At 40.3% G+C, this 25,077-nt stretch carries 25 protein-coding genes and 2 other annotated features; all 25 genes read left to right on the plus strand.

All coding sequences use genetic code 11. The annotated features are described in order from the left end of the window. Positions 1–243: 243 nt before the first annotated feature. Positions 244–705 (plus strand): CtsR family transcriptional regulator, encoded by a 462-nt coding sequence (locus AAHB15_RS23445; protein WP_098533279.1) that lies wholly within the window; start codon positions 244–246, stop codon positions 703–705. A 27-nt stretch (positions 706–732) separates the two neighbouring features. Further along, positions 733–1,281, plus strand: a complete 549-nt coding sequence (locus tag AAHB15_RS23450) for a UvrB/UvrC motif-containing protein (RefSeq protein ID WP_098533277.1) — start codon at positions 733–735, stop codon at positions 1,279–1,281. 1 nt (position 1,282) lies between these two features. Continuing rightward, a complete protein-coding gene (locus AAHB15_RS23455; protein ID WP_144568222.1) occupies positions 1,283–2,353 on the plus strand; it encodes a protein arginine kinase in 1,071 nt (356 codons plus the stop codon). A gap of 17 nt (positions 2,354–2,370) precedes the next feature. Continuing rightward, positions 2,371–4,812, plus strand: a complete 2,442-nt coding sequence (clpC, locus tag AAHB15_RS23460; protein ID WP_342043488.1) for an ATP-dependent protease ATP-binding subunit ClpC — start codon at positions 2,371–2,373, stop codon at positions 4,810–4,812. A gap of 153 nt (positions 4,813–4,965) precedes the next feature. Then, positions 4,966–6,348, plus strand: a complete 1,383-nt coding sequence (gene radA / locus AAHB15_RS23465) for a DNA repair protein RadA (RefSeq protein ID WP_335573442.1) — start codon at positions 4,966–4,968, stop codon at positions 6,346–6,348. Between the two features lie 3 nt (positions 6,349–6,351). Continuing rightward, complete coding sequence (gene disA / locus AAHB15_RS23470; protein WP_335573443.1) at positions 6,352–7,425, plus strand: DNA integrity scanning diadenylate cyclase DisA; 1,074 nt, start codon at positions 6,352–6,354, stop codon at positions 7,423–7,425. 203 nt (positions 7,426–7,628) lie between these two features. After that, the gene (locus tag AAHB15_RS23475) at positions 7,629–8,717 is read left to right on the plus strand and encodes a PIN/TRAM domain-containing protein (protein ID WP_335573444.1); all 1,089 of its coding nucleotides are present in this window, start codon (positions 7,629–7,631) and stop codon (positions 8,715–8,717) included. A gap of 87 nt (positions 8,718–8,804) precedes the next feature. Next, positions 8,805–9,497 carry a 2-C-methyl-D-erythritol 4-phosphate cytidylyltransferase gene (gene ispD / locus AAHB15_RS23480; protein WP_335573445.1) on the plus strand — a complete coding sequence of 231 codons (693 nt, stop codon included), beginning with the start codon at positions 8,805–8,807 and terminating at the stop codon, positions 9,495–9,497. After that, positions 9,497–9,979: a 2-C-methyl-D-erythritol 2,4-cyclodiphosphate synthase gene (gene ispF / locus AAHB15_RS23485; protein WP_335573446.1), complete on the plus strand. Its 483-nt coding sequence runs from the start codon at positions 9,497–9,499 to the stop codon at positions 9,977–9,979. Before ispD ends, ispF begins: the two co-directional genes overlap by 1 nt. Positions 9,980–10,052: 73 nt before the next feature. Further along, complete coding sequence (gene gltX, locus AAHB15_RS23490; RefSeq protein ID WP_335573447.1) at positions 10,053–11,510, plus strand: glutamate--tRNA ligase; 1,458 nt, start codon at positions 10,053–10,055, stop codon at positions 11,508–11,510. A 220-nt stretch (positions 11,511–11,730) separates the two neighbouring features. Further along, positions 11,731–11,988: a binding site (T-box leader), on the plus strand. A 49-nt stretch (positions 11,989–12,037) separates the two neighbouring features. Beyond that, entirely contained in the window at positions 12,038–12,712 is a 675-nt protein-coding gene (gene epsC / locus AAHB15_RS23495) for a serine O-acetyltransferase EpsC (protein WP_144568229.1), read from the plus strand. Continuing rightward, positions 12,693–14,090: a cysteine--tRNA ligase gene (gene cysS, locus AAHB15_RS23500; RefSeq protein WP_335573448.1), complete on the plus strand. Its 1,398-nt coding sequence runs from the start codon at positions 12,693–12,695 to the stop codon at positions 14,088–14,090. Before epsC ends, cysS begins: the two co-directional genes overlap by 20 nt. 3 nt (positions 14,091–14,093) lie before the next feature. Next, positions 14,094–14,516, plus strand: coding sequence for a Mini-ribonuclease 3 (locus AAHB15_RS23505; RefSeq protein WP_335573449.1), 423 nt, complete (start codon positions 14,094–14,096; stop codon positions 14,514–14,516). Further along, positions 14,513–15,256, plus strand: a complete 744-nt coding sequence (rlmB, locus tag AAHB15_RS23510; protein ID WP_335573450.1) for a 23S rRNA (guanosine(2251)-2'-O)-methyltransferase RlmB — start codon at positions 14,513–14,515, stop codon at positions 15,254–15,256. Before AAHB15_RS23505 ends, rlmB begins: the two co-directional genes overlap by 4 nt. Positions 15,257–15,259: 3 nt before the next feature. After that, a complete protein-coding gene (locus AAHB15_RS23515) occupies positions 15,260–15,769 on the plus strand; it encodes an NYN domain-containing protein (RefSeq protein ID WP_144568233.1) in 510 nt (169 codons plus the stop codon). Between the two features lie 43 nt (positions 15,770–15,812). Beyond that, the gene (sigH, locus tag AAHB15_RS23520; RefSeq protein WP_420491171.1) at positions 15,813–16,490 is read left to right on the plus strand and encodes an RNA polymerase sporulation sigma factor SigH; all 678 of its coding nucleotides are present in this window, start codon (positions 15,813–15,815) and stop codon (positions 16,488–16,490) included. A 116-nt stretch (positions 16,491–16,606) separates the two neighbouring features. Continuing rightward, on the plus strand, positions 16,607–16,753 hold the full coding sequence (gene rpmG, locus AAHB15_RS23525) for a 50S ribosomal protein L33 (protein ID WP_335573451.1): 147 nt from the start codon (positions 16,607–16,609) through the stop codon (positions 16,751–16,753). Between the two features lie 55 nt (positions 16,754–16,808). Beyond that, positions 16,809–16,991, plus strand: a complete 183-nt coding sequence (gene secE, locus AAHB15_RS23530) for a preprotein translocase subunit SecE (RefSeq protein WP_098533249.1) — start codon at positions 16,809–16,811, stop codon at positions 16,989–16,991. A gap of 182 nt (positions 16,992–17,173) precedes the next feature. Then, positions 17,174–17,707 carry a transcription termination/antitermination protein NusG gene (gene nusG, locus AAHB15_RS23535; protein ID WP_144568237.1) on the plus strand — a complete coding sequence of 178 codons (534 nt, stop codon included), beginning with the start codon at positions 17,174–17,176 and terminating at the stop codon, positions 17,705–17,707. A 246-nt stretch (positions 17,708–17,953) separates the two neighbouring features. Next, entirely contained in the window at positions 17,954–18,379 is a 426-nt protein-coding gene (gene rplK / locus AAHB15_RS23540) for a 50S ribosomal protein L11 (RefSeq protein ID WP_141561102.1), read from the plus strand. Between the two features lie 179 nt (positions 18,380–18,558). After that, a complete protein-coding gene (rplA, locus tag AAHB15_RS23545) occupies positions 18,559–19,257 on the plus strand; it encodes a 50S ribosomal protein L1 (RefSeq protein ID WP_098533243.1) in 699 nt (232 codons plus the stop codon). A gap of 53 nt (positions 19,258–19,310) precedes the next feature. Then, positions 19,311–19,456: a sequence feature (ribosomal protein L10 leader region), on the plus strand. 113 nt (positions 19,457–19,569) lie between these two features. Continuing rightward, positions 19,570–20,070 carry a 50S ribosomal protein L10 gene (gene rplJ, locus AAHB15_RS23550; protein ID WP_144568238.1) on the plus strand — a complete coding sequence of 167 codons (501 nt, stop codon included), beginning with the start codon at positions 19,570–19,572 and terminating at the stop codon, positions 20,068–20,070. 60 nt (positions 20,071–20,130) lie between these two features. Beyond that, on the plus strand, positions 20,131–20,493 hold the full coding sequence (rplL, locus tag AAHB15_RS23555; RefSeq protein ID WP_098533239.1) for a 50S ribosomal protein L7/L12: 363 nt from the start codon (positions 20,131–20,133) through the stop codon (positions 20,491–20,493). Between the two features lie 111 nt (positions 20,494–20,604). Further along, entirely contained in the window at positions 20,605–21,204 is a 600-nt protein-coding gene (locus tag AAHB15_RS23560; protein WP_335573452.1) for a class I SAM-dependent methyltransferase, read from the plus strand. A 254-nt stretch (positions 21,205–21,458) separates the two neighbouring features. After that, entirely contained in the window at positions 21,459–25,019 is a 3,561-nt protein-coding gene (gene rpoB / locus AAHB15_RS23565) for a DNA-directed RNA polymerase subunit beta (protein ID WP_342043489.1), read from the plus strand. The last annotated feature ends 58 nt before the right edge of the window (positions 25,020–25,077 follow it).

Consider the following 25,077-nt stretch of genomic DNA (forward strand, 5'->3'; position numbering starts at 1 on the left):
AAAAAGACAACCTTAGATGGTTGTCTTTTTTTTTGTATATTTATCTTTAAGGTCTATTATTCCGTATAGTATTCATGAATTACGAAAATAGTCGAATTATATAAAGCTTATTTCTGGGCTTTCTAGGTTTCACAACCGTGAAATTTGGAGAAAATCTGTAGTAGTGAATCGTTGCATCTTCATAAAATTTTCAGTATAATTAAAGTCAAAGATAGTCAAAGTCAGAAGATGGGAGGTGGGAAGATGAGAAACATCTCCGATATTATTGAAAAGTATCTGAAGCAGGTTTTGGAAATGAGTGAAGAAGACCTTGTTGAGATTAAAAGAAGCGAAATTGCTGATAAATTTCAATGTGTCCCTTCACAAATAAACTATGTTATAAATACCCGTTTTACAATCGAAAGAGGATATATTGTTGAAAGTAAACGGGGCGGCGGTGGATATATTCGGATAATGAAGGTTCAATCCCACGACTTAGCCCATTTAATTGACCATTTGCTTTCCCTTTTCAACAATCGAATAAGTCAAACAAGTGCTGAGGACGTTATCGTAAGACTTGTTCAAGAGGAGGTCATTACAAAACGAGAGGCTAAAATCATGCTAAGTGTCATTGATCGTTCTGTATTATATATTGATCTTCCGTTTCGCGATGAATTAAGAGCAAGAATGTTAAAGGCGATGTTAACTTCCTTAAAATATAAATAATTGTGCAGCCTAAAGAGGTGAAATTAGATGATTTGTCAGGAATGCAACCAAAGGCCTGCAGCACTTCACTTTACTAAAATTATTAATGGTGAAAAAACAGAAGTTCATCTTTGTGAGAAGTGTGCTCAGGAAAAAGGTGAAATGTTTATCTTAAATGGAGAAACAGGATTTGCCTTTAATAATCTTTTGGCCGGTTTATTAAATATTGACCCAACTTTTCAAAAGCCGAGCCAAAGTCCGTTTCAGCAAGAGGAAATCCTTCAATGTCAGGATTGTTCGATGACTTTTCCACAGTTTTTAAAGGTAGGCCGCTTTGGCTGTGCTCATTGCTATGAGACGTTTAAAGATCAGTTAAAGCCAGTTTTAAGGCGTCTTCACAGTGGAAACTGGACTCATAATGGTAAAATTCCGAAAAGAATTGGTGGAGAGTTTCAACTTCGCAAACAGCTTGAAGAGTTGAAAATAGAGTTAAGAGAAGCCATCAACCATGAAGAATTTGAAAAGGCAGCAGAAATTCGCGATCAGGTCAGAAGATTAGAGAAACAATTAGCTGGAAACGAAGAAGGAGGGGAATAGCGTGTCGCTTGAACGATTTTTTAATCAAGCCGTCAGCTCTTGGATGAGCGAGGAGGGACCGGATTCCGATATTGTTCTTAGTTCCAGGATTCGTCTAGCACGAAATTTTGAAGCTTATAATTTCCCGACTGTTTTTTCACATGAAGAAGCAAAAGTTATAATTGATACAATGGAGGATATTCTTTATAACTCTCCTGTTGAGAACTACGGAAATATGGAACTTTTGAAAATGGATGAAATGCAGCCTCTTCAGAAACGGGTTTTAGTAGAAAAGCATTTAATTAGTCCATTATTGGCAGAGGATTCTCCATATGGCGCGGTTCTATTAACCGAAAATGAAGAAGTTAGTATTATGTTAAATGAAGAGGACCATATTCGAATTCAGTGTTTATTTCCAGGTCTGCAAATAGCAGAAGCTTTACATGCTGCGAATGAAATAGATGATTGGCTTGAAAATCATATCCATTATGCATTTGATGAAAAGTACGGTTATTTGACTAGTTGTCCAACCAATGTTGGAACGGGTCTTAGAGCATCTGTAATGATGCATCTGCCTGGGTTAATTTTAACACAGCAAATTAATCGAATTATTCCTGCTATCCACCAGTTAGGACTTGTCGTCAGAGGGATATATGGAGAGGGCAGCGAGGCGTTAGGGAATATTTTTCAAATTTCTAATCAGATAACCCTAGGAAAATCAGAAGAAGATATCAGCCGTGATTTAAAAGGAGTAGCCAGTCAGCTAATTTCACAAGAAAGGTCTGCTCGTGAAGCATTACGCAAAACTTCTAACATACAATTAGAAGACAGGGTGTTCCGCTCATTAGGGGTGTTATCTAATAGCCGGATTATTGAATCAAAGGAAGCAGCCCGCTGCTTATCGGATGTTCGGCTTGGTATAGATATGGGGTATATAAAAAATATGTCGAAGTCGATTTTAAATGAATTAATGATTTTAACCCAGCCGGGTTTTCTTCAGCAATATGCGGGCGGTCCATTACGGCCGCATGAAAGGGATATCCGAAGAGCCGCATTAATTAGGGACCGTATAAAATTGGAGAACGAAAAATAGGTGAGGAGGAAGAGGATATGATGTTTGGACGATTTACTGAAAGAGCACAAAAGGTACTAGCACTAGCACAAGAGGAAGCGATTCGTCTTGGTCATAATAACATTGGAACTGAGCATGTTTTATTGGGGCTTGTACGCGAAGGTGAAGGGATTGCCGCAAAAGCACTTTATGGACTTGGGTTAGGTTCAGAAAAAATTCAAAAAGAAGTGGAAAATTTAATCGGTAAAGGACAGGAAACTTCTCAAACCATACACTATACTCCGAGAGCTAAAAAGGTTATTGAACTATCAATGGATGAAGCTCGAAAATTAGGACACTCCTATGTTGGTACTGAGCATATTCTCCTTGGTTTAATCCGTGAAGGAGAAGGGGTTGCAGCAAGGGTATTAAATAATCTTGGTGTCAGCTTAAATAAAGCTCGTCAGCAAGTACTACAGCTATTAGGCAGTAATGAATCGGGCTCACACCAAGGCGGTGCGTCCGCGAATGCCAATACACCTACACTTGATAGCCTTGCAAGAGACTTAACAGCGATTGCCCGTGAAGGCAGCCTGGATCCAGTTATTGGCCGCAGTAAAGAAATTCAACGTGTTATTGAGGTATTAAGCCGTAGAACAAAAAATAACCCTGTGTTGATTGGGGAGCCCGGTGTAGGTAAGACAGCCATTGCGGAAGGGCTTGCTCAACAAATTGTCAACAATGAAGTACCAGAGATCCTTCGTGATAAGCGTGTGATGACACTTGATATGGGAACGGTAGTTGCTGGGACTAAATATCGTGGTGAATTTGAAGACCGTCTGAAAAAAGTGATGGATGAAATCCGCCAAGCCGGAAATATTATTCTCTTTATTGACGAACTTCATACCTTAATTGGTGCGGGTGGAGCAGAAGGGGCGATTGATGCTTCTAACATCTTAAAGCCATCACTTGCACGTGGAGAACTTCAATGTATTGGTGCTACTACACTAGATGAATATCGTAAGTATATTGAAAAAGATGCTGCCCTTGAACGACGTTTTCAGCCGATTCGGGTAGATGAACCAACTGCTGAGGAATCTATTCAAATTTTAGCAGGCTTACGAGACCGTTATGAGGCCCATCACCGCGTTTCAATCACGGATGAAGCAATTGAAGCAGCAGTTAAGTTATCGGACCGTTATATCTCTGACCGATTCCTGCCTGACAAAGCTATTGATTTAATTGATGAAGCCGGTTCTAAGGTGAGACTTCGTTCCTACACAACCCCTCCTAATTTAAAAGAGTTAGAGGTTAAACTTGAGGACGTTAGAAAAGAAAAGGATTCAGCTGTTCAAAGTCAAGAATTTGAAAAAGCTGCTTCGTTAAGAGATACAGAGCAGCGCCTCCGTGAACAGTTAGAAGAAACAAAGAAAACTTGGAAAGAAAAACAAGGTAAAGAAAATAATGAAGTGACGGTAGAGGATATTGCCAGTGTTGTCTCAAGCTGGACGGGTGTACCGGTCTCTAAGCTTGCGGAAACTGAAACTGCGAAATTATTGAATTTAGAAGAAGCCTTACACTCCCGTGTTATTGGGCAAGAGGAAGCGGTTATAGCTGTTTCTAAGGCAGTTCGCCGTGCGAGAGCAGGATTAAAGGATCCAAAACGTCCAATTGGTTCATTTGTGTTCCTTGGTCCTACTGGAGTAGGGAAAACGGAATTAGCCCGTGCCCTTGCGGAAGCCATGTTTGGTGATGAGGATTCGATGATTCGAATTGATATGTCGGAGTATATGGAGAAACACTCCACATCCCGGCTTGTCGGATCTCCTCCAGGATATGTTGGTTATGAAGAAGGCGGCCAACTAACAGAGAAGGTTCGCAGAAAACCATACTCTGTCATCTTGCTGGATGAAATTGAAAAAGCACATCCAGATGTCTTCAATATCTTGCTGCAAGTTCTTGAAGATGGCCGCTTAACAGATTCAAAGGGAAGAACAGTTGATTTCCGAAATACTGTACTCATAATGACCTCCAACGTCGGTGCGGAAGCTTTAAAACGGAATAAGTATGTGGGCTTCAATATTCAAGACGGAGCACAGGATTATAAAGATATGAAGGGGAAGGTAATGGATGAACTGAAAAAAGCCTTCCGTCCGGAATTCTTGAACCGTATTGATGAAATTATTGTCTTCCATGCTTTAGAGAAAAAGCATCTTGAAGAAATTGTGACTCTATTATCTGATCAGCTGGTAAAACGACTAAAAGAGCAAAATATTTCGTTAGAGTTAACCCCTGCAGCAAAAGAGAAGATCTCTCAGGAAGGTTACGATCCAGAGTATGGTGCAAGACCACTGCGCCGCGCTATTCAAAAGCATATTGAAGATCGTCTCTCTGAAGAATTATTAAGAGGAACCTTATTAACAGGTCAGCATGTTATAATTGATGTAGTTGATGGTGAGTTCGTTGTTAGAATGGCAGAGAAAACAAGCTTAGCAAAATAGGATTACACGGCTAACGAATAATTTTAAGTGTCTAACAACACATGCAAGAGGTACACGTGAATAAAGTCAACCCGTGTACCTCTTTTTTCGTTTTTTAATAACCGCCATCATAGGAACAAACTGTGCATGATGGTTAGGAAAGGTTTGAAGGTAATGGTAAAAAGGAAAACAAAGTTCATCTGCCAAGAATGCGGCTATGAATCTCCAAAATGGATGGGGAAATGCCCAGGCTGTGGACAATGGAATAAGATGGTTGAGGAAGTAGAAGTAACGGGGACTCAAAGAAGAGGGGCATTTGCTCATGCACAGCCCGGTTCAAATCTACTTACAAAACCAATGAAAATTAATGCCATTGAAATGGAGAATGAACCGAGAATTTTGACCGATTTAAATGAACTTAACCGCGTATTGGGCGGCGGTGTCGTTAAGGGCTCGTTAGTTTTAATTGGCGGCGACCCGGGGATCGGAAAATCTACACTTCTTCTGCAGGTGTCTTCACAACTTGCGAATAAAGGGAATTCGGTTCTTTACATATCTGGTGAAGAATCATTAAGACAGACGAAGCTTCGCGCAGAACGACTGGGAATTTCGTCTGAAAACTTGTTAGTCTATTCCGAAACTAATCTTGAAGAGATAAGCCGAACGATTGAAAGTGAGAATCCAAGCTTTGTCATTATTGACTCTATTCAGACAGTTTTTCATCCAGAAGTAACTTCAGCACCAGGGAGTGTTTCTCAAGTACGAGAATGTACCGCAGAATTGATGCGGATTGGAAAAACCAAAGGGATTGCCATTTTTATCGTTGGGCATGTGACCAAAGAAGGTTCCATTGCCGGACCAAGGTTATTGGAACATATGGTCGATACAGTGCTTTATTTTGAAGGGGAAAGACATCATACTTACCGAATCCTCAGAGCAGTTAAAAACCGTTTTGGTTCCACAAACGAAATGGGCATTTTTGAAATGAAAGAATTTGGACTCGAAGAAGTAGAAAATCCATCGGAAATCTTCTTGGAAGAGCGGTCTCGCGGAGCAGCCGGTTCGACGGTTGTCGCTTCAATGGAAGGGACACGCCCGGTTCTGGTCGAAATACAGGCACTTATTTCACCTACGAGCTTTGGAAATCCACGAAGAATGGCGACTGGAATTGACCATAATCGAGTGCCGCTTTTAATGGCGGTCTTAGAAAAGCGGGTTGGAATGCTTCTTGCCAACCAGGACGCCTACTTAAAGGTAGCCGGAGGAGTAAAGTTAGATGAACCAGCGATTGATTTAGCGATTGCCGTAAGCATTGCTTCCAGTTTTAGAGACCGCCCGACAAACCCAACCGACTGTATTATCGGCGAAGTAGGTTTGACAGGTGAGGTAAGAAGGGTGTCAAGAATTGAGCAGCGTGTTCAGGAAGCGGCAAAGTTAGGCTTTGAGCGCGTGATTCTACCAGCCAATAATTTAAGCGGCTGGACGGGCCCAAAGGGTATTAAACTTATCGGTGTTTCCTCTGTTAGTGAGGCACTTCAAGCGGCGTTAGGAGGGTAGCAGATGGAAAATAAGAAGCATGGAGAGGTTACTATAAGCGATGTATTACAGTTAATTGCCCCTGGCACGCCGCTTCGAGAGGGAATTGATAATGTATTAAGAGCCAATACCGGCGGTCTGATTGTGATAGGCTATAATGAAAAAGTAAAAAGCATTGTCGATGGCGGTTTTTCAATTAATTGCCCTTTTTCGCCCAGCTTTTTATATGAACTTGCCAAAATGGATGGTGCCATTATTTTAAATGAGGCAGGCAACAAAATTTTATTTGCAAATGCCCAACTGGCACCTAACGCCGAGATTCCTTCATCGGAAACAGGAATGCGGCACCGGACAGCAGAAAGAGTCGCCAAACAAACGAAAGCGCTGGTAATTGCTATTTCTCAAAGAAGAAATGTGATTACCCTTTATCAGGGGAACTTTCGTTATTCATTAAAAGATATTGGTGTCATGTTAACAAAGGCGAATCAAGCTATACAGACACTTGAAAAGTATAAAGTTGTACTTGAACAGAGCATCACGAATTTAAGTATTTTAGAATTTGAAGAATCGGTTACCTATAACGACTTTTTACTTGTTCTTCATCGGTTTGAAATGGTATTGAAAATAAAAAATGAATTATTAACCTTTTTACATGAGCTGGGGACAGAGGGAAGGCTGATTCGGCTGCAAATGAATGAGATCCTAACAGACCTTGAAGAAGAAATTATGCTGATCATTAAAGATTATGCTAACGAACGGGAAATCCAAGCACGGGATGTACTTCAGCGGATGCAGTCATTGGCAAATACCGGCACCATTGAGGATATGGTCTTGCTGAAATTAATGGGCTACTTAGGCTATGTCCATCTTGATGAAAATAAATTTCCGCGTGGTTATCGGATATTGCATAAGATTCCGAGGTTGCCTACGATTATCATAGAGAACTTAATCACAAATTTTGGGGAGCTGGCCAAAATAATCACGGCAACTGTTGAACAACTCGACGATGTCGAGGGGATCGGGGAAGTACGAGCAAAGAAAATTAAAGAGGGCTTTAAACTAATTAAAGAGCGGCTATATACGGACCGCCATCTATAAAATAATTGAAATAAAAAAACATGTATGCTAAAATGTTCAGCCCCAATTTGTTTGACAGAGAAAATTTCCAATGATACCCTATGAGGAGTAAGAATTTTACAAAACAAATTTATTTCAAAAAGATTACAATTGGGAAAAATAATCACGAAATCAACGTTTCAATTTTAAGAATATGTTTATAATGAATTAGAGGAGGTGAAGGAATGTTAAAAAGAATTGTGCAGGCATGCTTCCTCATTATTGGAGGTACGCTGGGAATACTTTTACTGCCGGAATTGTTCAAATTACTTCATATCAATGACATTCCACTGATTAATAATTCATATGTTACTGCTATTATAGGTGCTATTATTTTTTACCTTATTACCTTTTGGGCAGTAGATTATGTCTTTAATTTCATTAAATGGACGGAAGATTCTTTAGTTAAGATTCCTGTAACAGATGTACTATTTGGCAGTGTCGGATTAATTTTCGGTTTGTTTGTTGCCTTTTTGATTAGTTTTGCTCTTAATGCTGTACAGGTGCCGATTTTAAATGCGGTTGCACCAATCCTTTTGACTTTATTATTTGGGTATCTTGGTTTTCAAGTTGGTTTTAAAAAGCGTGATGAACTTCTAGGTCTATTTGGAAATCGTGGTAATAAGAAAAAGTCCGGTGAAGAAGAGGCAGATCCCGCAGCTGGAAAAGAATTAAAAATATTAGATACAAGTGTGATTATTGATGGCCGGGTTGCTGATATTTGTCAGACTGGCTTTTTGGAAGGAACAATCGTTATTCCGCAGTTTGTTCTTGAGGAATTACAACATATCGCAGATTCCTCTGATGTATTAAAACGAAATCGCGGCCGTAGAGGCTTAGATATATTAAATCGAATTCAAAAGGAGCTATCCATTAAGGTAGAAATCTATGAAGGTGATTTTGATGAGATTAGCGAGGTTGACTCAAAACTCGTGAAATTGGCAAAATTAACAAATGGGATCCTTGTAACCAACGATTTTAATTTAAACAAAGTATGTGAATTACAGAATGTCTCTGTATTAAATATTAATGACTTAGCAAATGCAGTGAAACCAGTTGTCCTTCCTGGGGAGGAATTGACCGTTCAAGTGATTAAAGACGGCAAAGAATACCATCAAGGTGTTGCCTATTTAGATGATGGAACAATGATTGTTGTTGAAGAAGGAAGAGAATATATTGGTAAGAGAATTGAAGTTCTAGTCACAAGTGTTCTTCAAACCTCTGCTGGCCGGATGATATTTGCCAAACCAAAATTATTAGAAAAAGCACTTTAGAAAGAAAAGCATATTCGCCTTGACCTGGGGAAAAAGCAGTTCATTTTTTCCTAGGTGCGACAGCTAGACAGATAGAGAGGTATTTTTATGACTTACCAAGTCATTATCCCGGCGGCTGGTCTGGGAAAAAGAATGCGGGCGGGGAAAAATAAACTTTTATTAGAGCTTAATGGGGTGCCAATTCTGGTCCATACCTTAAGAGTATTTGAGGAGGACGAAGCCTGCGATGGAGTAATATTAGCCATACATCCTCAGGATAATAAGGAAATTAATAGGCTGCTTCAAAAGTACCAAATCAGGAAGGTTTCTGATTTGGTACCGGGCGGGGACGAACGTCAGCACAGTATATTCAATGCTCTTAAAACAGTCGAAGCAGATGGTATAATTCTTGTACATGACGCAGCTCGACCATTTATTCAAAAAGTCCATATCCACCGCTTAACACAGAAAGCAGAAGAAACAGGCGCTGCGATTATAGGCGTTCCGGCCAAAGACACTATGAAAAAACAAAAAGATGGTGTGGTAGAGGAAACTGTCGAACGTTCTAGCTTGTGGGCTGTTCAAACCCCACAGGCTTTTCGCATTTCCTTACTTAAGAGGGCTTATCAAAAAGCAGAAGAGGACAAATTTCTCGGAACAGATGATGCGAGTTTAGTGGAACGTTTAGACTTCCCTGTGTCCATTGTCGAAGGGGATTACGATAATATTAAGCTGACAACACCCGAGGATTTATATTTTGCTGAGGCAATCATAAAAAAGAGAGAGAAGGAGTTTTACTGATGTTTCGAATTGGACAGGGCTTTGATGTACACCAATTAACAGAAGGGCGCCCGCTAATCATCGGCGGCATTACAATCCCGTATGAAAAGGGGCTCTTGGGACATTCGGATGCAGATGTTTTATTACATACCGTTTGTGATGCTTGTCTTGGGGCGATTGGCGAAGGTGATATTGGCAAACATTTTCCTGATACAGACCCTAATTTTAAAGATGCCGACTCGGCAAAGCTTACCGAACATGTATGGCAGCTAGTCAAAGATAGAGGATATGAGTTGGTTAATGCAGACTGTACGATTATTGCTCAAAAGCCTAAAATGGCTCCATATATTGAGCAGATGCGGGCGCGGATTGCTGAATTATTAGAGGCGGCCCCAGATCAAATAAATGTAAAAGCCACTACAACAGAAAAACTGGGCTTTACCGGCAGAGGCGAGGGGATTGCTTCTCAAGCAGTTGTTTTATTAAAAAAGGTTAATGGTTAGACTTTATAGATACAAAACACAGTGGTAAAATAAATCGGTTGAGACAATATATATCGATGGAGGCATTATTATTATGTCAAATGAAGTTCGTGTAAGGTATGCTCCAAGTCCAACGGGACATTTACATATTGGAAACGCCCGTACTGCACTATTTAATTATTTATTTGCTCGGAATAAAGGTGGTAAATTTATTATCCGGATAGAGGATACCGATAAGAAACGCAATATCGCCGGCGGTGAAGAAAGCCAATTAAAATATTTAAAATGGCTCGGTATGGATTGGGATGAAAGCGTTGATGTCGGCGGCGAGTACGGTCCTTACCGCCAATCAGAAAGAAATGATATTTATGAAACTTACTATAATCAGTTATTAGAAACCGGCCATGCGTATAAATGTTACTGTACGGAAGAAGAGCTTGAAGCAGAACGCGAAGCTCAAACCGAGAGAGGCGAAACTCCTCACTATTCTGGTAAATGCCGCCACTTAACAGAAGAGCAGCGCCATCAATTACAAGCAGAAGGCAGACAGCCAAGTCTTCGGATTGCTGTACCAGAAGGTAAAACCTATACATTTGACGATATGGTCAAAGGGGCTGTTTCGTTCGAATCTGAAGGTATGGGTGACTGGGTTATTGTGAAAAAGGATGGGACCCCAACCTATAACTTTGCGGTTGCTATCGATGATCACTTAATGGAAATCAGTCACGTACTCCGTGGTGATGACCATATTTCAAATACGCCAAAACAGTTAATGGTTTATGAAGCACTAGGCTGGGAGCCTCCTGTTTTTGGACATATGACCCTTATTGTAAATGAAAGCCGGAAAAAATTAAGTAAGCGTGATGAGTCGATTATTCAATTTATTGAACAATATGAGGAACTAGGATATCTTCCGGAAGCATTATTTAATTTTATTACGCTATTGGGGTGGTCACCTGCTGGTGAAGAGGAACTATACTCTAAAGAGGAATTTATCGAGATTTTTGATGCGAATCGTCTCTCAAAATCACCGGCATTATTTGATCAGCAAAAGCTAACATGGATGAACAATCAATACATGAAAAAAATTGAGGTTGATCGCGCCTTGGAGCTTGCTTTGCCACATCTAATTAAAGCAGGCCGCCTTAGTGAAAGTTTAACAGATGAGGAACATCAATGGGCTCGAAGTCTAGTTGCTCTTTTACAGGAAAAAATGAGCTTTGGTGCTGAAATCGTAGAATTATCTGATATGTTCTTCCAGGATGATGCAGTCTATGAAGAAGATGCGAAGGAAGTCTTAACGGGTGAAACGGTCCCTGAAGTTTTAAGGGCATTTTCTCATGAACTTGACCAACTTGACAGCTTCCGCGCAGATGGAATTAAAGCAGCCATGAAGGCCGTCCAAAAATCCACCGGTCAAAAGGGGAAAAATCTGTTTATGCCGATTCGTGCGGCTGTAACAGGTCAAACACATGGGCCAGACCTGCCGCAGGCAATCGAATTATTGGGGAAAGCTAAAGTTCAAAACAGAATTAATAAAATTATTAGTTAACAAGATAAAGAAAATGTAATATAGTAAAAGAAACAAGAAAAGCGGAAGCACCCGTTTAGCGGCGTATGGGCTGGAGTGCTTCGACTGAGATAAAGGAAACACGGAGAGCGATAGCGATCCGATGTTGACTTATCGTAGGGAGAAGAGCGAAGTCCACTAGCTGCTGGGTGCTGGAGCTGGACAGTTATCGAGGTCCAATGTTAGAATCCTAATCATATAAGCCAAAGCGAAGAAGAGGAAAAGTAAAAAAATGATGCTTTTAAGAGAGAACCATCACCGGCTGAAAGTGGTTTAAGCCTCCCATTTTTTGAAATGCACCTCTGAGCCCCATTTCGAAAGGAGTCAACTCGAGTAGATTTGGGCGGAACCATCCGTTAACAAGTAGAGTGAGGTTTTGTTTTGCTAAAATTCCTATCAAATTGGAAATTAGCTTGGGGAGGCCTAATCAGAGTGGAACCACGTATTATGCGTCTCTGTCGATTGCGACAGGGGCGCTTTTTATATATAAAAACAAAGGGGGAAGAGCGATGTTCAAAAAGATGAGGGAGGACATTGAGGTTGTTTTTGAACAAGATCCTGCGGCCCGGAGCACTTTAGAAGTTGTTTTGACATATTCAGGTTTACATGCCATTTGGGCACATCGGATTGCACATGCACTCTTCAAGCGAAAATTATATTTCCCTGCACGTGTAATTTCACAGGCAAGCCGTTTCTTTACAGGAATCGAAATTCATCCTGGGGCAAAAATAGGCAGGAAATTTTTTATTGACCATGGTATGGGGGTTGTCATAGGGGAAACCTGTGAAATTGGGGATAATGTAACTATATACCAAGGTGTTACACTTGGCGGGACAGGGAAAGAAAAGGGAAAACGCCATCCGACCATTAAGGATAATGTCCTTATATCGACCGGTGCGAAGGTGCTGGGCGCCATTACAATTGGTGAAAATTCTAAAATTGGCGGCGGTTCGGTTGTATTGAAAGAAGTACCTCCCAACTCAACCGTAGTCGGGATACCAGGAAGGGTAGTCATTCAAGATGGCGTCCGGATACCAAAAGTAAAAGATTTAAATCATTGTGATCTTCCTGATCCAGTCGCTGACCGCATTCGTGAGATGGAAAGTGAAGTATATCTGTTAAGACAAGAGCTTCAAGAATTAAGAAATGAAAGGACAAAAGTCAATGGCCATTCAAATATATAATACATTATCTAGAAAAAAAGAAACCTTCGTTCCACAGGAAGAGGGAAAGGTAAAAATGTATGTCTGCGGTCCAACTGTCTATAATTATATTCATATAGGAAATGCCCGTCCGGCCATCGTTTTTGATACTGTACGGCGATACTTGGAATACCGCGGCTTTGATGTGAAATATGTTTCAAACTTTACAGACGTCGATGATAAATTAATTCGCGCAGCTAATCAGCTTGGGGAGGATGTTCCGACCATTGCAAATCGTTTTATCGATGCCTACTTTGAAGATGTCTCAGCATTAGGCTGCCAAAAGGCCGATGTCCATCCTCGCGTAATGGAGAATATGGACATCATTATCGATTTCATCAGCCGGTTAGTAGATAAGGGCTTTGCTTATGAATCAGAAGGGGATGTATATTTCCGTACCAGAAGCTTTGATGAATACGGAAAACTTTCACATCAATCAATTGATGACCTCCAAGTGGGTGCTAGAATCGAGGTCGGTGATAGGAAAGAAGACGACTTAGACTTTGCCCTTTGGAAAGCGGCTAAAGAAGGGGAAATCTATTGGGAAAGCCCTTGGGGACTAGGACGTCCAGGCTGGCATATTGAATGCTCAGCAATGGCGAAGAAGTACCTTGGTGAGACAATTGATATCCATGCAGGCGGACAGGATTTAACGTTCCCGCATCATGAAAATGAAATTGCTCAATCAGAAGCTCTTTCCGGTAAATTATTCTCTAGGTACTGGATGCATAATGGTTATATTAATATCGATAACGAAAAAATGTCAAAGTCACTTGGGAACTTTGTCCTTGTCCATGACATTATCAAAAGACATAATCCGCAAGTATTGCGATTCTTTATGCTGTCAGTCCATTATCGGAATCCTATTAACTACAGTGAAGAATTATTAGAAAGTACAAAGGCTGCGTTTGAACGATTAACAACCTCTTATCAAAATTTAAACCATCGGAAAGAGGCAAGTACCGATTTAACTGACCATAATCAAGAGTGGCTGGATAAGCTGACTGCCTTGCATGAACAATTTATTGAGGCGATGGATGATGATTTCAATACAGCTTTAGCCATTTCGGTCCTATTTGAACTATCTAAACTGGCAAATTATTATCTCCTAGAAAAAAATACGGCTGTTGAAGTTATTGAGGCTTTTACAAATAAATTTGAAGAGTTATTCGGGGTATTAGGATTAACGCTTGAAAGTGAAGAAATGCTAGATGAAGAAATTGATGCACTGATTGAAAAGCGGAACCAGGCACGGAGAGACCGAAATTTCCAATTGTCAGATCAAATTCGCGATCAATTAAAAGAAATGAATATTATTTTAGAGGATACACCGCAAGGTACAAGGTGGAAAAGAGGCTAATACATGTTTGACTATGAGAATAATGTCGATGCCAAACAATTGAATAGTCTTGCCCTTGCTTATATGGGAGATGCCGTTTTTGAATCTTATGTAAGACGGCATCTCCTGTATAGTGGCAAGGTAAGGCCTAATCAATTGCACCGGCTTGCGACGCGATACGTATCAGCAAAGGCACAGTGCCAAATACTCTTTCAAATGATGGATGAGAAGCTCTTGAATGAGGAGGAAATAGCTGTTGTCATGCGCGGCAGAAATGCAAAATCAGGAACGGTCCCTAAAAATACAGATGTCCAAACCTATCGATATAGCACCGCGTTTGAAGCGTTAATGGGCTATTTATTTTTAGAAGAAAGATTAGAACGATTAGAAGAGCTTGTTAAGACGGCGTTTAAATATGTAGATGAGAAAGGGGGCGTGTCAATATGAGTCAAGAATACATCGTTGGAAAAAACCCGGTGATTGAAGCACTTAAATCAGAAAGGGATATTAACAAAATATTAATTGCTGAAGGCTCACAAAGAGGTCAAATGCAGCAGATTACGCAATTAGCCAAAGAAGCTAATGTCCTGGTGCAATTTGTTCCAAAGAAAAAACTAGACCAAATATCGGAAGAAAATCATCAAGGTGTGCTTGCCTATGTGGCAGCTTACCAATATGCAGAAATAGATGATTTGTTTGCTGCGGCAGAGAAGAAAAATGAGGCACCGTTTTTTTTACTGCTGGATGAAATAGAAGATCCCCATAACCTAGGTTCTATTATGAGAACCGCGGATGCAGTCGGAGCACATGGTATTATTATTCCAAAACGCAGAGCGGTCGGATTAACCGCAACTGTTGCAAAGGCTTCAACAGGTGCAATTGAATATATACCAGTGGTACGGGTAACGAATATGGCACGTACGATTGAAGAATTGAAAGAACGGGGCGTATGGATTGCTGGAACAGACGCGAAGGGAAAAGAAGATTACCGTCAAATGGATGGGACACTTCCACTTGGCTTAGTGATTGGCAGTGAAGGGAAAGGAATGGGAAGGTTAATCCGTGAAAAATGTGACTTTCTCATCCATTTACCAATGGCTGGAAAAGTAACTTCGTTGAATGCTTCTGTTGCTGCATCTCTGCTCATGTATGAGGTATATCGCAAACGTCATCCACTCGGCAGGTAGTATATGGACATCCTGCTTGTCGATGGATATAACATTATTGGAGCATGGCCAGAACTAAAAGTACTAAAGGATCGGGACCTGCCGGCAGCAAGGGATCGACTGATCGAAAAAATGGCTGAATATCAAGCCTACTCTGGTTATCGTGTAATTGTTGTTTTTGATGCCTACTATGTCCAAGGAATAGAGAAAAAGTATAAAAATCATAAGGTAGAGGTCATCTTTACAAAGGAAAATGAAACGGCGGATGAGCGGATCGAAAAAATGGCGATTAGCTTAAGCAATCGAAGAACACAAATCCACGTGGCAACCTCCGATTTTACGGAGCAATGGGCGATATTTGGGCAAGGGGCATTAAGAAAGTCCGCACGTGAATTGTTGATCGAAATGTCCTCCGTTGAAAAAGGAATAGAAAAGAAGGTAAAAAAGATCCAAGAGAAAAAACCCGCCTCAAAAATACCGATTAGCGATGAAATGGCAGAAATTTTTGAAAAATGGCGCAGAGACGAAAAATGAGCTCTCGACTTCAAAATTTTTCTAATGTATACTAATAATATGTATGCACGTTCGGTGGAGGGGATCTACTTTGAATACGGACTATGGAACAAAAATTAACGAACATTTTTTCGTAATGGAAGACGAGGAAATTGTTGACTTGGTACACCAAGGTGAGAGTGAAGCATTGGATTATTTAATTCACAAGTATCGTAATTTTGTGCGTGCAAAAGCAAGATCCTATTTTTTAATTGGAGCAGATAAAGAAGATATTGTTCAGGAGGGAATGATTGGCTTATATAAGGCGATTCGTGACTTTCGTGAGGACAAGCTAACTTCTTTTAAAGCGTTTGCTGAACTATGTATTACCCGCCAAATTATCACGGCGATTAAGACAGCAACACGGCAAAAGCATATTCCGTTAAACTCGTATGTATCATTGGACAAGCCTATTTATGATGAAGAATCTGACCGCACATTAATGGATGTTTTATCAGGTACCAAGGTGCTGGATCCGGAAGAATTAATCATTAATCAAGAGGAATTCGACCATATAGAAGTGAAAATGACTGAATTATTAAGTGACCTAGAACGAAAGGTATTGGCACTTTATTTAGATGGCCAATCCTATCAGGAAATTTCAGAAGAACTAAATCGCCATGTGAAATCCATTGATAATGCTCTGCAGCGGGTAAAGCGAAAACTAGAACGGTATCTGGAAATCCGAGAATTTTCTTTGTAGGGTAAAAAATCTATTATTTGTCAATATTATTAATCCATTTTAGGAGTTATTGACATTAAATAGGGGTCATGATACATTTTTAGTGATACACAAGAAGAACAGTCAGGTGAACGAAAATGAGCAAAAAAGTCATCTTAGCTTGTGTGGAATGCGGTTCACGAAATTATTCGACAGCCGGCAAAGAAACACAAACAGAACGTTTAGAACTTAAAAAATTTTGTAAGACTTGTGCGACCCATACTATCCATCGTGAAACAAAATAAAGATAGATATAGATACTAGCATTGCTTACTTAAGATTGTTGGGGGTTACGAAATAATGCAGCGCATAACGAAATTCTTCAGTGATATATTCCGTGAAATGAGAAAAGTCAGCTGGCCAAAGCGTGGGGAATTGATTCGTTCAACTGTTACTGTTTTAACAACAGTAGTCTTTTTCGCAGCGTTTTTTGCTGTTTTAGATTTAGGAATCTCAAAATTGATTCGTTTAATTCTTGAATAAATAGCCATCATTCATGGTATAATGGAAACTAATAAAGGAAGTTTTATCTAAACCCGTATAAACGGGTTTTTTAATTTGTCTAAAAAAAGCGGAAGCGTTCGGTTTAGAGTCGTTAGACGCAGGAAATAGGCACTAAAATTTCCACAAAATTGAGGGAGGGACGGACGAACTAGTCCTCTTAAATGGAAAAGAATTGGTACGTTGTTCATACTTACTCTGGTTATGAAAATAAGGTAAAAGCAAACTTAGAAAAAAGGGTTGAATCAATGGGCATGGCAGATAAGATATTCCGTGTCGTTGTACCTGAAGAAGAAGAAACAGAAATTAAAAACGGTAAAAAGAAGGTTGTCAAACGGAAGGTGTTCCCTGGTTATGTATTAGTTGAACTAGTGATGACAGATGATTCCTGGTATGTCGTCCGTAATACTCCCGGCGTAACGGGTTTTGTCGGCTCAGCGGGTTCAGGGTCCAAACCAACACCGTTACTGCCTGAAGAAGTAACCGTATTACTTAAACGTATGGGTGTGGAAGAAAAACGTGTGGATGTTGATTATGAAATTGGGGAAACGGTTCGCGTTAAGGAAGGTCCTTTTGCAAACTTTACAGGATCTGTTGAAGAAATGGACAAGGACCGAGCAAAACTTAAGGTGCTTGTTAATATGTTTGGCCGTGATACCCCAGTAGAACTTGATTTTACACAGATTGAAAAATTATAAAAGCGGAAACGCCCTGTGGAGTTTCGAGGAATATATATATATATTTTAAAAGAAAATAATCTGTTATTGTAAAAAAACTTGAAATCATTTAAAAAAAGTGTTACTATTTCATAGGTCAGTATGTCTCGTTGTGAGACAAGACTAATGTTTTAAGTTCTTTATGATTAATATATAAAGACATATGATGAGTGGGAGGGGTCAAAAGGTCCCTATTACCACATCACGGACTTTAAGGAGGTGTGTCTCGTGGCTAAAAAAGTAATTAAAGTCGTTAAATTACAAATTCCTGCTGGTAAAGCAAACCCAGCGCCACCGGTTGGTCCTGCACTAGGTCAAGCAGGTGTTAATATCATGGGATTCTGTAAGGAATTTAACGCTCGTACAGCAGATCAAGCTGGATTAATCATTCCTGTTGAAATTACGGTATTTGAAGACCGTTCATTTACATTTATTACGAAAACTCCTCCTGCTGCCGTTCTTTTAAAAGTAGCAGCTGGAATTCAGTCTGGTTCAGGTGAGCCTAACCGTAATAAAGTAGCAACAGTAAAGCGTGATAAAGTACGCGAGATTGCGGAACAAAAGATGCCTGACCTTAACGCAGCTAGCGTTGAAGCAGCAATGCGCATGGTTGAAGGTACTGCACGCAGCATGGGTATCGTTATCGAAGACTAATCCATGTTACTGAAGCACAAAGGTAAAATGAGGGGGTTGCGATATTTTAATATACTCGCAACCTTTGTTCTGTCTAGCAGTGGCACTAGCTATAAGTCATATGATGATTATAAGTAGTGCCTCGGCTTTTCGGCGTGGGAGAATAATTCGCTAAAACCACAATCTAGGAGGAAATAAAAATGGCTAAAAAAGGTAAAAAGTATTTAGAAGCTTCAAAGCTTGTAGATCGCTTAAAAGCATACCCAATTGCAGAAGCAATTGATCTTGCTAAGAAAACAAACTTCACTAAGTTTGATGCAACTCTTGAAGTGGCTTTCCGTTTAGGCGTAGATCCTAAGAAAGCTGACCAACAAATCCGTGGTGCAGTTGTGCTTCCTAACGGAACTGGTAAAACTCAACGCGTTTTAGTATTCGCTAAGGGTGAGAAAGTGAAAGAAGCAGAAGCAGCTGGTGCTGATTATGTAGGAGATTCTGAATATATCAACAAAATCCAACAAGGTTGGTTTGATTTTGATGTAATCGTAGCAACTCCAGACATGATGGGTGAAGTTGGTAAACTTGGTCGTGTATTAGGACCTAAAGGCTTAATGCCAAACCCTAAGACTGGTACTGTTACATTTGATGTAACAAGAGCTATCAATGAAATTAAAGCAGGTAAAGTTGAATACCGTGTAGATAAGTCTGGTAACATTCATGTTCCTATCGGTAAATCATCTTTCGAAAACGAAAAGCTTGTTGAAAACTTCAACACTATTTTCGATACAATGCTTAAAGCTAAACCTGCAGCTGCAAAGGGTACTTACATGAAGAACGTAACTGTATCTTCAACAATGGGACCTGGCGTAAAAGTAGATCCATCTACTGTTGCGGCGAAGTAATTTATTACCAATTGACAATTTAGAGTATATTTTATATAATCTATTTTGTTGTTTAAAATAAAACATTTGTACTGTAGACAGCAGGTGCGATTATCGCTTAATTTCCTGCCGAGGTAGAGCGATATAGAATTGGCTGATTATTCAGCTGTTGTATGCTGCCTCCATGTCTCGATTGATGTGGAGGTTTTTACTTGGCAAATAAAATTCTTATTTGCATAAGTGCAACTATGCCTTGTCCTCGCCTGACGGCTTGTCAGTCGGCAAGTTTACTTTACCTGGTATAAATGTAGATAATCTACAGGAGGTGTAAAGATGAGCAGTGTAATCGAACTAAAGAAACAATTAGTTGACGAAATTACTGATAAGTTAAAAGCAAGTGTATCAACTGTCGTTGTGGATTACCGTGGTCTTTCAGTTGCAGAAGTAACTGAACTTCGTAAACAACTTCGTGAAGCAGGCGTTGAATTTAAAGTTTATAAAAACTCAATGGTACGCCGTGCAGCTGATGCAGCTGAGCTTTCTAGCTTGAACGATGCATTAACAGGTCCGAACGCAATTGCGTTCAGTACTGAAGATGTAGTAGCACCAGCAAAAATCTTGAATGACTTTGCTAAAAAACACGAGGCGCTTGAACTTAAAGCAGGTGTTATCGAAGGTAACGTCGCAACAGCTGAAGAGATTAAGGCTCTTGCAGATCTACCATCACGCGAAGGATTGCTTTCTATGCTACTCAGCGTACTACAAGCTCCAATTCGCAATCTTGCCCTTGCTGCAAAAGCAGTGGCAGACCAAAAAGAAGAACAAGGCGCGTAAGCTAACACTAACAGCCTAAAAAAAATAAAACGTAACGAAAACTAAGGAGGAAACATAATCATGACTAAAGAACAAATCATTGAAGCAGTTAAATCTATGACTGTTTTAGAACTTAACGATCTTGTAAAAGCAATCGAAGAAGAATTCGGCGTAACTGCTGCTGCTCCTGTAGCAATGGCTGGCGGAGCTGGAGCTGCTGCTGTTGAAGAGCAAACTGAATTTGATGTAATCCTAGCTAGCGCTGGCGATCAAAAAATTAAAGTTATCAAAGTTGTTCGTGAAATCACTGGTCTTGGTCTTAAAGAAGCAAAAGATCTTGTTGATAACACTCCTAAAGCAATTAAAGAAGGCGTTGCTAAAGAAGAAGCTGAAGCAATCAAAGCTAAGCTTGATGAAGTTGGAGCTAACGTTGAAGTTAAGTAATTCTACTATAAAAAAGCTCGCTGCATAAGCGGGCTTTTTTTGGCTTAAATTAATTAACGATTGCGCCAGTCCTCTTTTATTCTTCAATTACTACTCTCCGGAGGTGAGCTTATGTCAGAACACTACTACTCTCGAACTCAAAAGGTGGAAAGTAATCCGAAGTTTTGGGATTTTACATTGCGAAAGCATGTCTTTAGCTTTAAAACCGATAATGGTGTTTTTTCAAAAAGAGAAGTAGATTTTGGCTCACGTATACTCATAGAGTCATTTATCATGCCAGAGGTGAAAGGCTGCGTTTTAGATGTAGGCTGCGGCTATGGACCTATTGGTTTATCGATAGCAAAAGAATTTAGTAACCGTATTGTTCACATGGTCGATGTTAATGAACGAGCGATTGAACTGGCAAAGGAAAATGCATCCTTAAACAAGATTACTAATGTCGACATCTATGAAAGTGATCGCTTGTTAAATGTTAAAGGGGATACCTTCGCAGCCATCTTAACAAATCCGCCCATTAGAGCTGGTAAACAGACTGTTCATGATATTTTTGAACAAAGCTATGAGCATCTTGTTTCAAATGGCGAGCTTTGGATTGTTATTCAAAAGAAACAAGGAGCGCCGTCTGCGATTGAAAAATTAAAAACTCTTTTTTCTGATGTCGAGACAGTTGACAAATCCAAAGGTTATTTTATTATTAAGGCTATAAAATAGTTGACTCGTATTTGTCGTTGTGGTAGCATTATAAAATGCCATCATAATAATTTCCGAATTATTCCTAAAAATACTTATTTATAAGTATAAAAAAGGCATAAGAAGGAAATGATGACAAAATAATAATCAAAATGTGAAAATGTGGTTTTTGAGTAAAAAACCCTTTTTCTTTTTGTCTAATTGGTGGAGTCTTTGGTTCTACTGTTAGACGTAATAGATTTATTAAAAAACGCTTGATTTGAGGGGTGAATCAGTTGACAGGTCAACTAGTTCAGTATGGACGACACCGCCAACGTAGAAGTTACGCACGAATCAGTGAAGTTTTAGAATTACCAAATCTCATTGAAATCCAAACCTCTTCTTATCAATGGTTTCTGGATGAGGGATTACGTGAAATGTTTCAGGATATTTCACCTATTGAGGATTTTACTGGTAACCTATCACTGGAATTTATTGATTACAGCCTTGGCGATCCAAAGTATTCTGTAGAAGAATCTAAAGAACGGGACGTTACATATTCTGCTCCATTACGTGTAAAAGTACGTCTTGTAAACAAAGAAACTGGTGAAGTAAAAGACCAAGATGTATTTATGGGTGATTTCCCGCTAATGACAGAAACAGGTACATTTGTCATTAATGGGGCAGAACGCGTTATAGTATCACAATTAGTGCGTTCACCGAGCGTTTACTTTAGTGGAAAACTTGATAAAAATGGCAAAAAAGGTTTTACTGCGACAGTAATTCCGAACCGCGGAGCTTGGCTGGAGTATGAAACAGATGCCAAAGATGTGGTTTATGTAAGAATAGATCGTACTCGGAAACTGCCCGTTACGGTTCTTTTGCGTGCATTAGGCTTTGGTTCCGATCAAGAAATCATTGAATTGATTGGTGATAACGAGTACATCCGCAATACCCTTGAGAAGGATAATACAGAGGGTGTTGACAAAGCACTATTAGAAATTTATGAGCGTCTTCGTCCGGGCGAACCGCCGACAGTTGATAACGCTAAGAGTTTGTTAGTATCTCGTTTCTTTGATCCGAAGCGTTATGATCTGGCGAATGTTGGTCGTTACAAAATCAATAAAAAGCTTCATATTAAAAATCGCTTATTCAACCAACGTTTAGCCGAATCGCTTGCCGATCCTGAAACTGGTGAGATCATTGCGGAAAAAGGAACTCTCCTCGATAGGAGAAACCTTGACAGAATTATACCTGCCCTTGAAAAGAATATTAATTTCAGAGGCCATAATCCTGTTGGTGGTGTAGTAGAAGAAGAAATAATTCTTCAAGGCATTAAGATTTATGCACCTGGCGATGAAAATGAAAAAGTTATTAACGTATTAGGTAATGCATATATTGCTGAGCCAATTAAAAATATCACACCTGCGGACATCATTGCATCGATTAGCTACTTCTTTAATTTATTACATGGAGTAGGCGATACAGATGATATCGACCACTTAGGTAACAGACGTCTACGTTCTGTTGGTGAACTATTGCAGAACCAGTTCCGGATTGGATTATCCCGTATGGAACGTGTTGTCCGTGAGAGAATGTCTATCCAAGACACTGCAACTATTACACCGCAGCAATTGATTAACATTCGTCCGGTTATTGCATCAATCAAAGAGTTCTTCGGAAGCTCGCAATTATCACAATTCATGGACCAAACCAACCCGCTTGCTGAGTTAACTCATAAGCGCCGTCTATCAGCATTAGGACCTGGTGGTTTAACGCGTGAACGTGCAGGGATGGAAGTACGTGACGTACACTATTCCCACTACGGACGTATGTGTCCAATTGAAACACCTGAAGGTCCAAACATTGGTTTGATCAACTCGCTTTCATCCTATGCGAAGGTAAACCGTTTTGGATTTATTGAAACACCATACCGCCGTGTTGATCCAGATACCGGTAAGGTTACAAGCCGAATCGATTACCTGACAGCGGATGAAGAAGATAACTATGTAGTTGCACAGGCGAACTCTCGTCTTGGTGATGACGGCGCCTTCCTCGATGATGAGGTAGTGGCTCGTTTCCGTGGTGAAAACACAGTAGTTAAACGTGAACGAATTGACTACATGGATGTATCGCCAAAACAGGTAGTATCTGCAGCGACTGCGTGTATTCCGTTCCTTGAAAATGATGACTCAAACCGTGCCTTGATGGGTGCGAACATGCAGCGTCAAGCGGTGCCGCTTATGCAGCCAGAGGCACCAAGAGTTGGAACTGGTATGGAATATGTATCAGGTAAAGACTCCGGTGCAGCGGTCATCTGTAAGCAGGATGGTATTGTTGAACATGTTGAGGCCCGTGAAGTTTGGGTTCGTGAAGTGAAAGAAGTAGATGGCCAAGAAGTAAAAGGCGATCTTAAAAAATATCGTTTATTGAAATTTATCCGTTCGAACCAAGGTACGTGTTATAACCAACGTCCAATCGTGGCTGTTGGCGACCGTGTGAAAAAAGGCGAGATTTTAGCTGACGGTCCATCCATGGAATTGGGAGAGTTAGCGCTTGGACGAAACGTTCTCGTTGCCTTCATGACATGGGATGGTTATAACTATGAAGATGCCATCATTATGAGCGAACGTCTTGTAAAAGATGATGTCTATACTTCTATTCATATTGAAGAATATGAATCAGAATCTCGTGATACAAAACTTGGACCTGAGGAAATTACCCGTGATATTCCAAACGTAGGGGAGGATGCTCTTCGTAATTTGGATGAACGAGGTATTATTCGTACAGGTGCAGAAGTAAAAGACGGTGACCTTCTTGTTGGTAAAGTTACGCCAAAAGGTGTAACTGAATTAACTGCAGAAGAACGCCTTCTCCATGCTATTTTTGGTGAAAAAGCTCGTGAAGTCCGCGATACGTCACTAAGAGTTCCGCATGGCGGCGGTGGTATCGTACATGATGTTAAAGTGTTTAACCGTGAAGATGGCGATGAATTGCCACCAGGTGTAAACCAGCTAGTCCGTGTCTATATCGTTCAGAAACGTAAGATTCACCAAGGGGATAAAATGGCGGGTCGTCACGGTAACAAAGGGGTTATCTCACGGATTTTACCGGAAGAAGATATGCCTTACTTACCAGACGGTACACCGGTAGATATCATGTTAAACCCATTAGGGGTACCATCTCGTATGAATATCGGTCAGGTGCTTGAGCTCCATTTAGGTATGGCAGCAAGATACCTCGGCATTCATGTTGCAACACCGGTATTTGACGGTGCACGTGAGGAAGATGTTTGGGGTACGATTGAAGAAGCAGGCATGGCTCGTGATGCCAAAACTGTTCTGTATGATGGCCGTTCAGGGGAACCGTTTGATAACCGTGTATCAGTTGGTGTCATGTATATGATTAAATTGGCGCACATGGTTGACGATAAACTCCATGCCCGTTCTACAGGACCATACTCACTTGTTACACAGCAGCCGTTGGGTGGTAAAGCTCAATTCGGTGGTCAGCGTTTCGGTGAGATGGAGGTTTGGGCGCTTGAAGCATACGGTGCAGCCTATACACTTCAAGAAATCCTTACAGTTAAATCCGACGATGTTGTTGGCCGTGTGAAAACATATGAAGCCATCGTTAAAGGTGAAAATGTTCCGGAGCCAGGTGTTCCTGAATCATTCAAAGTATTAATTAAAGAACTTCAAAGCTTAGGTATGGATGTAAAAATCCTTTCTGGTGATGAAGAAGAAATTGAAATGCGAGATACGGAAGATGATGACGACTTACAACAAGTTGACACATTAAACATCGCACCAGATGCACCAAGTTTCGAATCTGAAAAAGTAGGTTCAAAAGAGTAATTTCTCGAGCTGAAGCGCACACAACATGTGTGTGCGCTTCCGCTTAGATGATTGTCTA

The organism is Bacillus sp. OTU2372, from assembly GCF_038440275.1.
Lineage (GTDB): Bacteria > Bacillota > Bacilli > Bacillales > Cytobacillaceae > Neobacillus > Neobacillus bataviensis_B.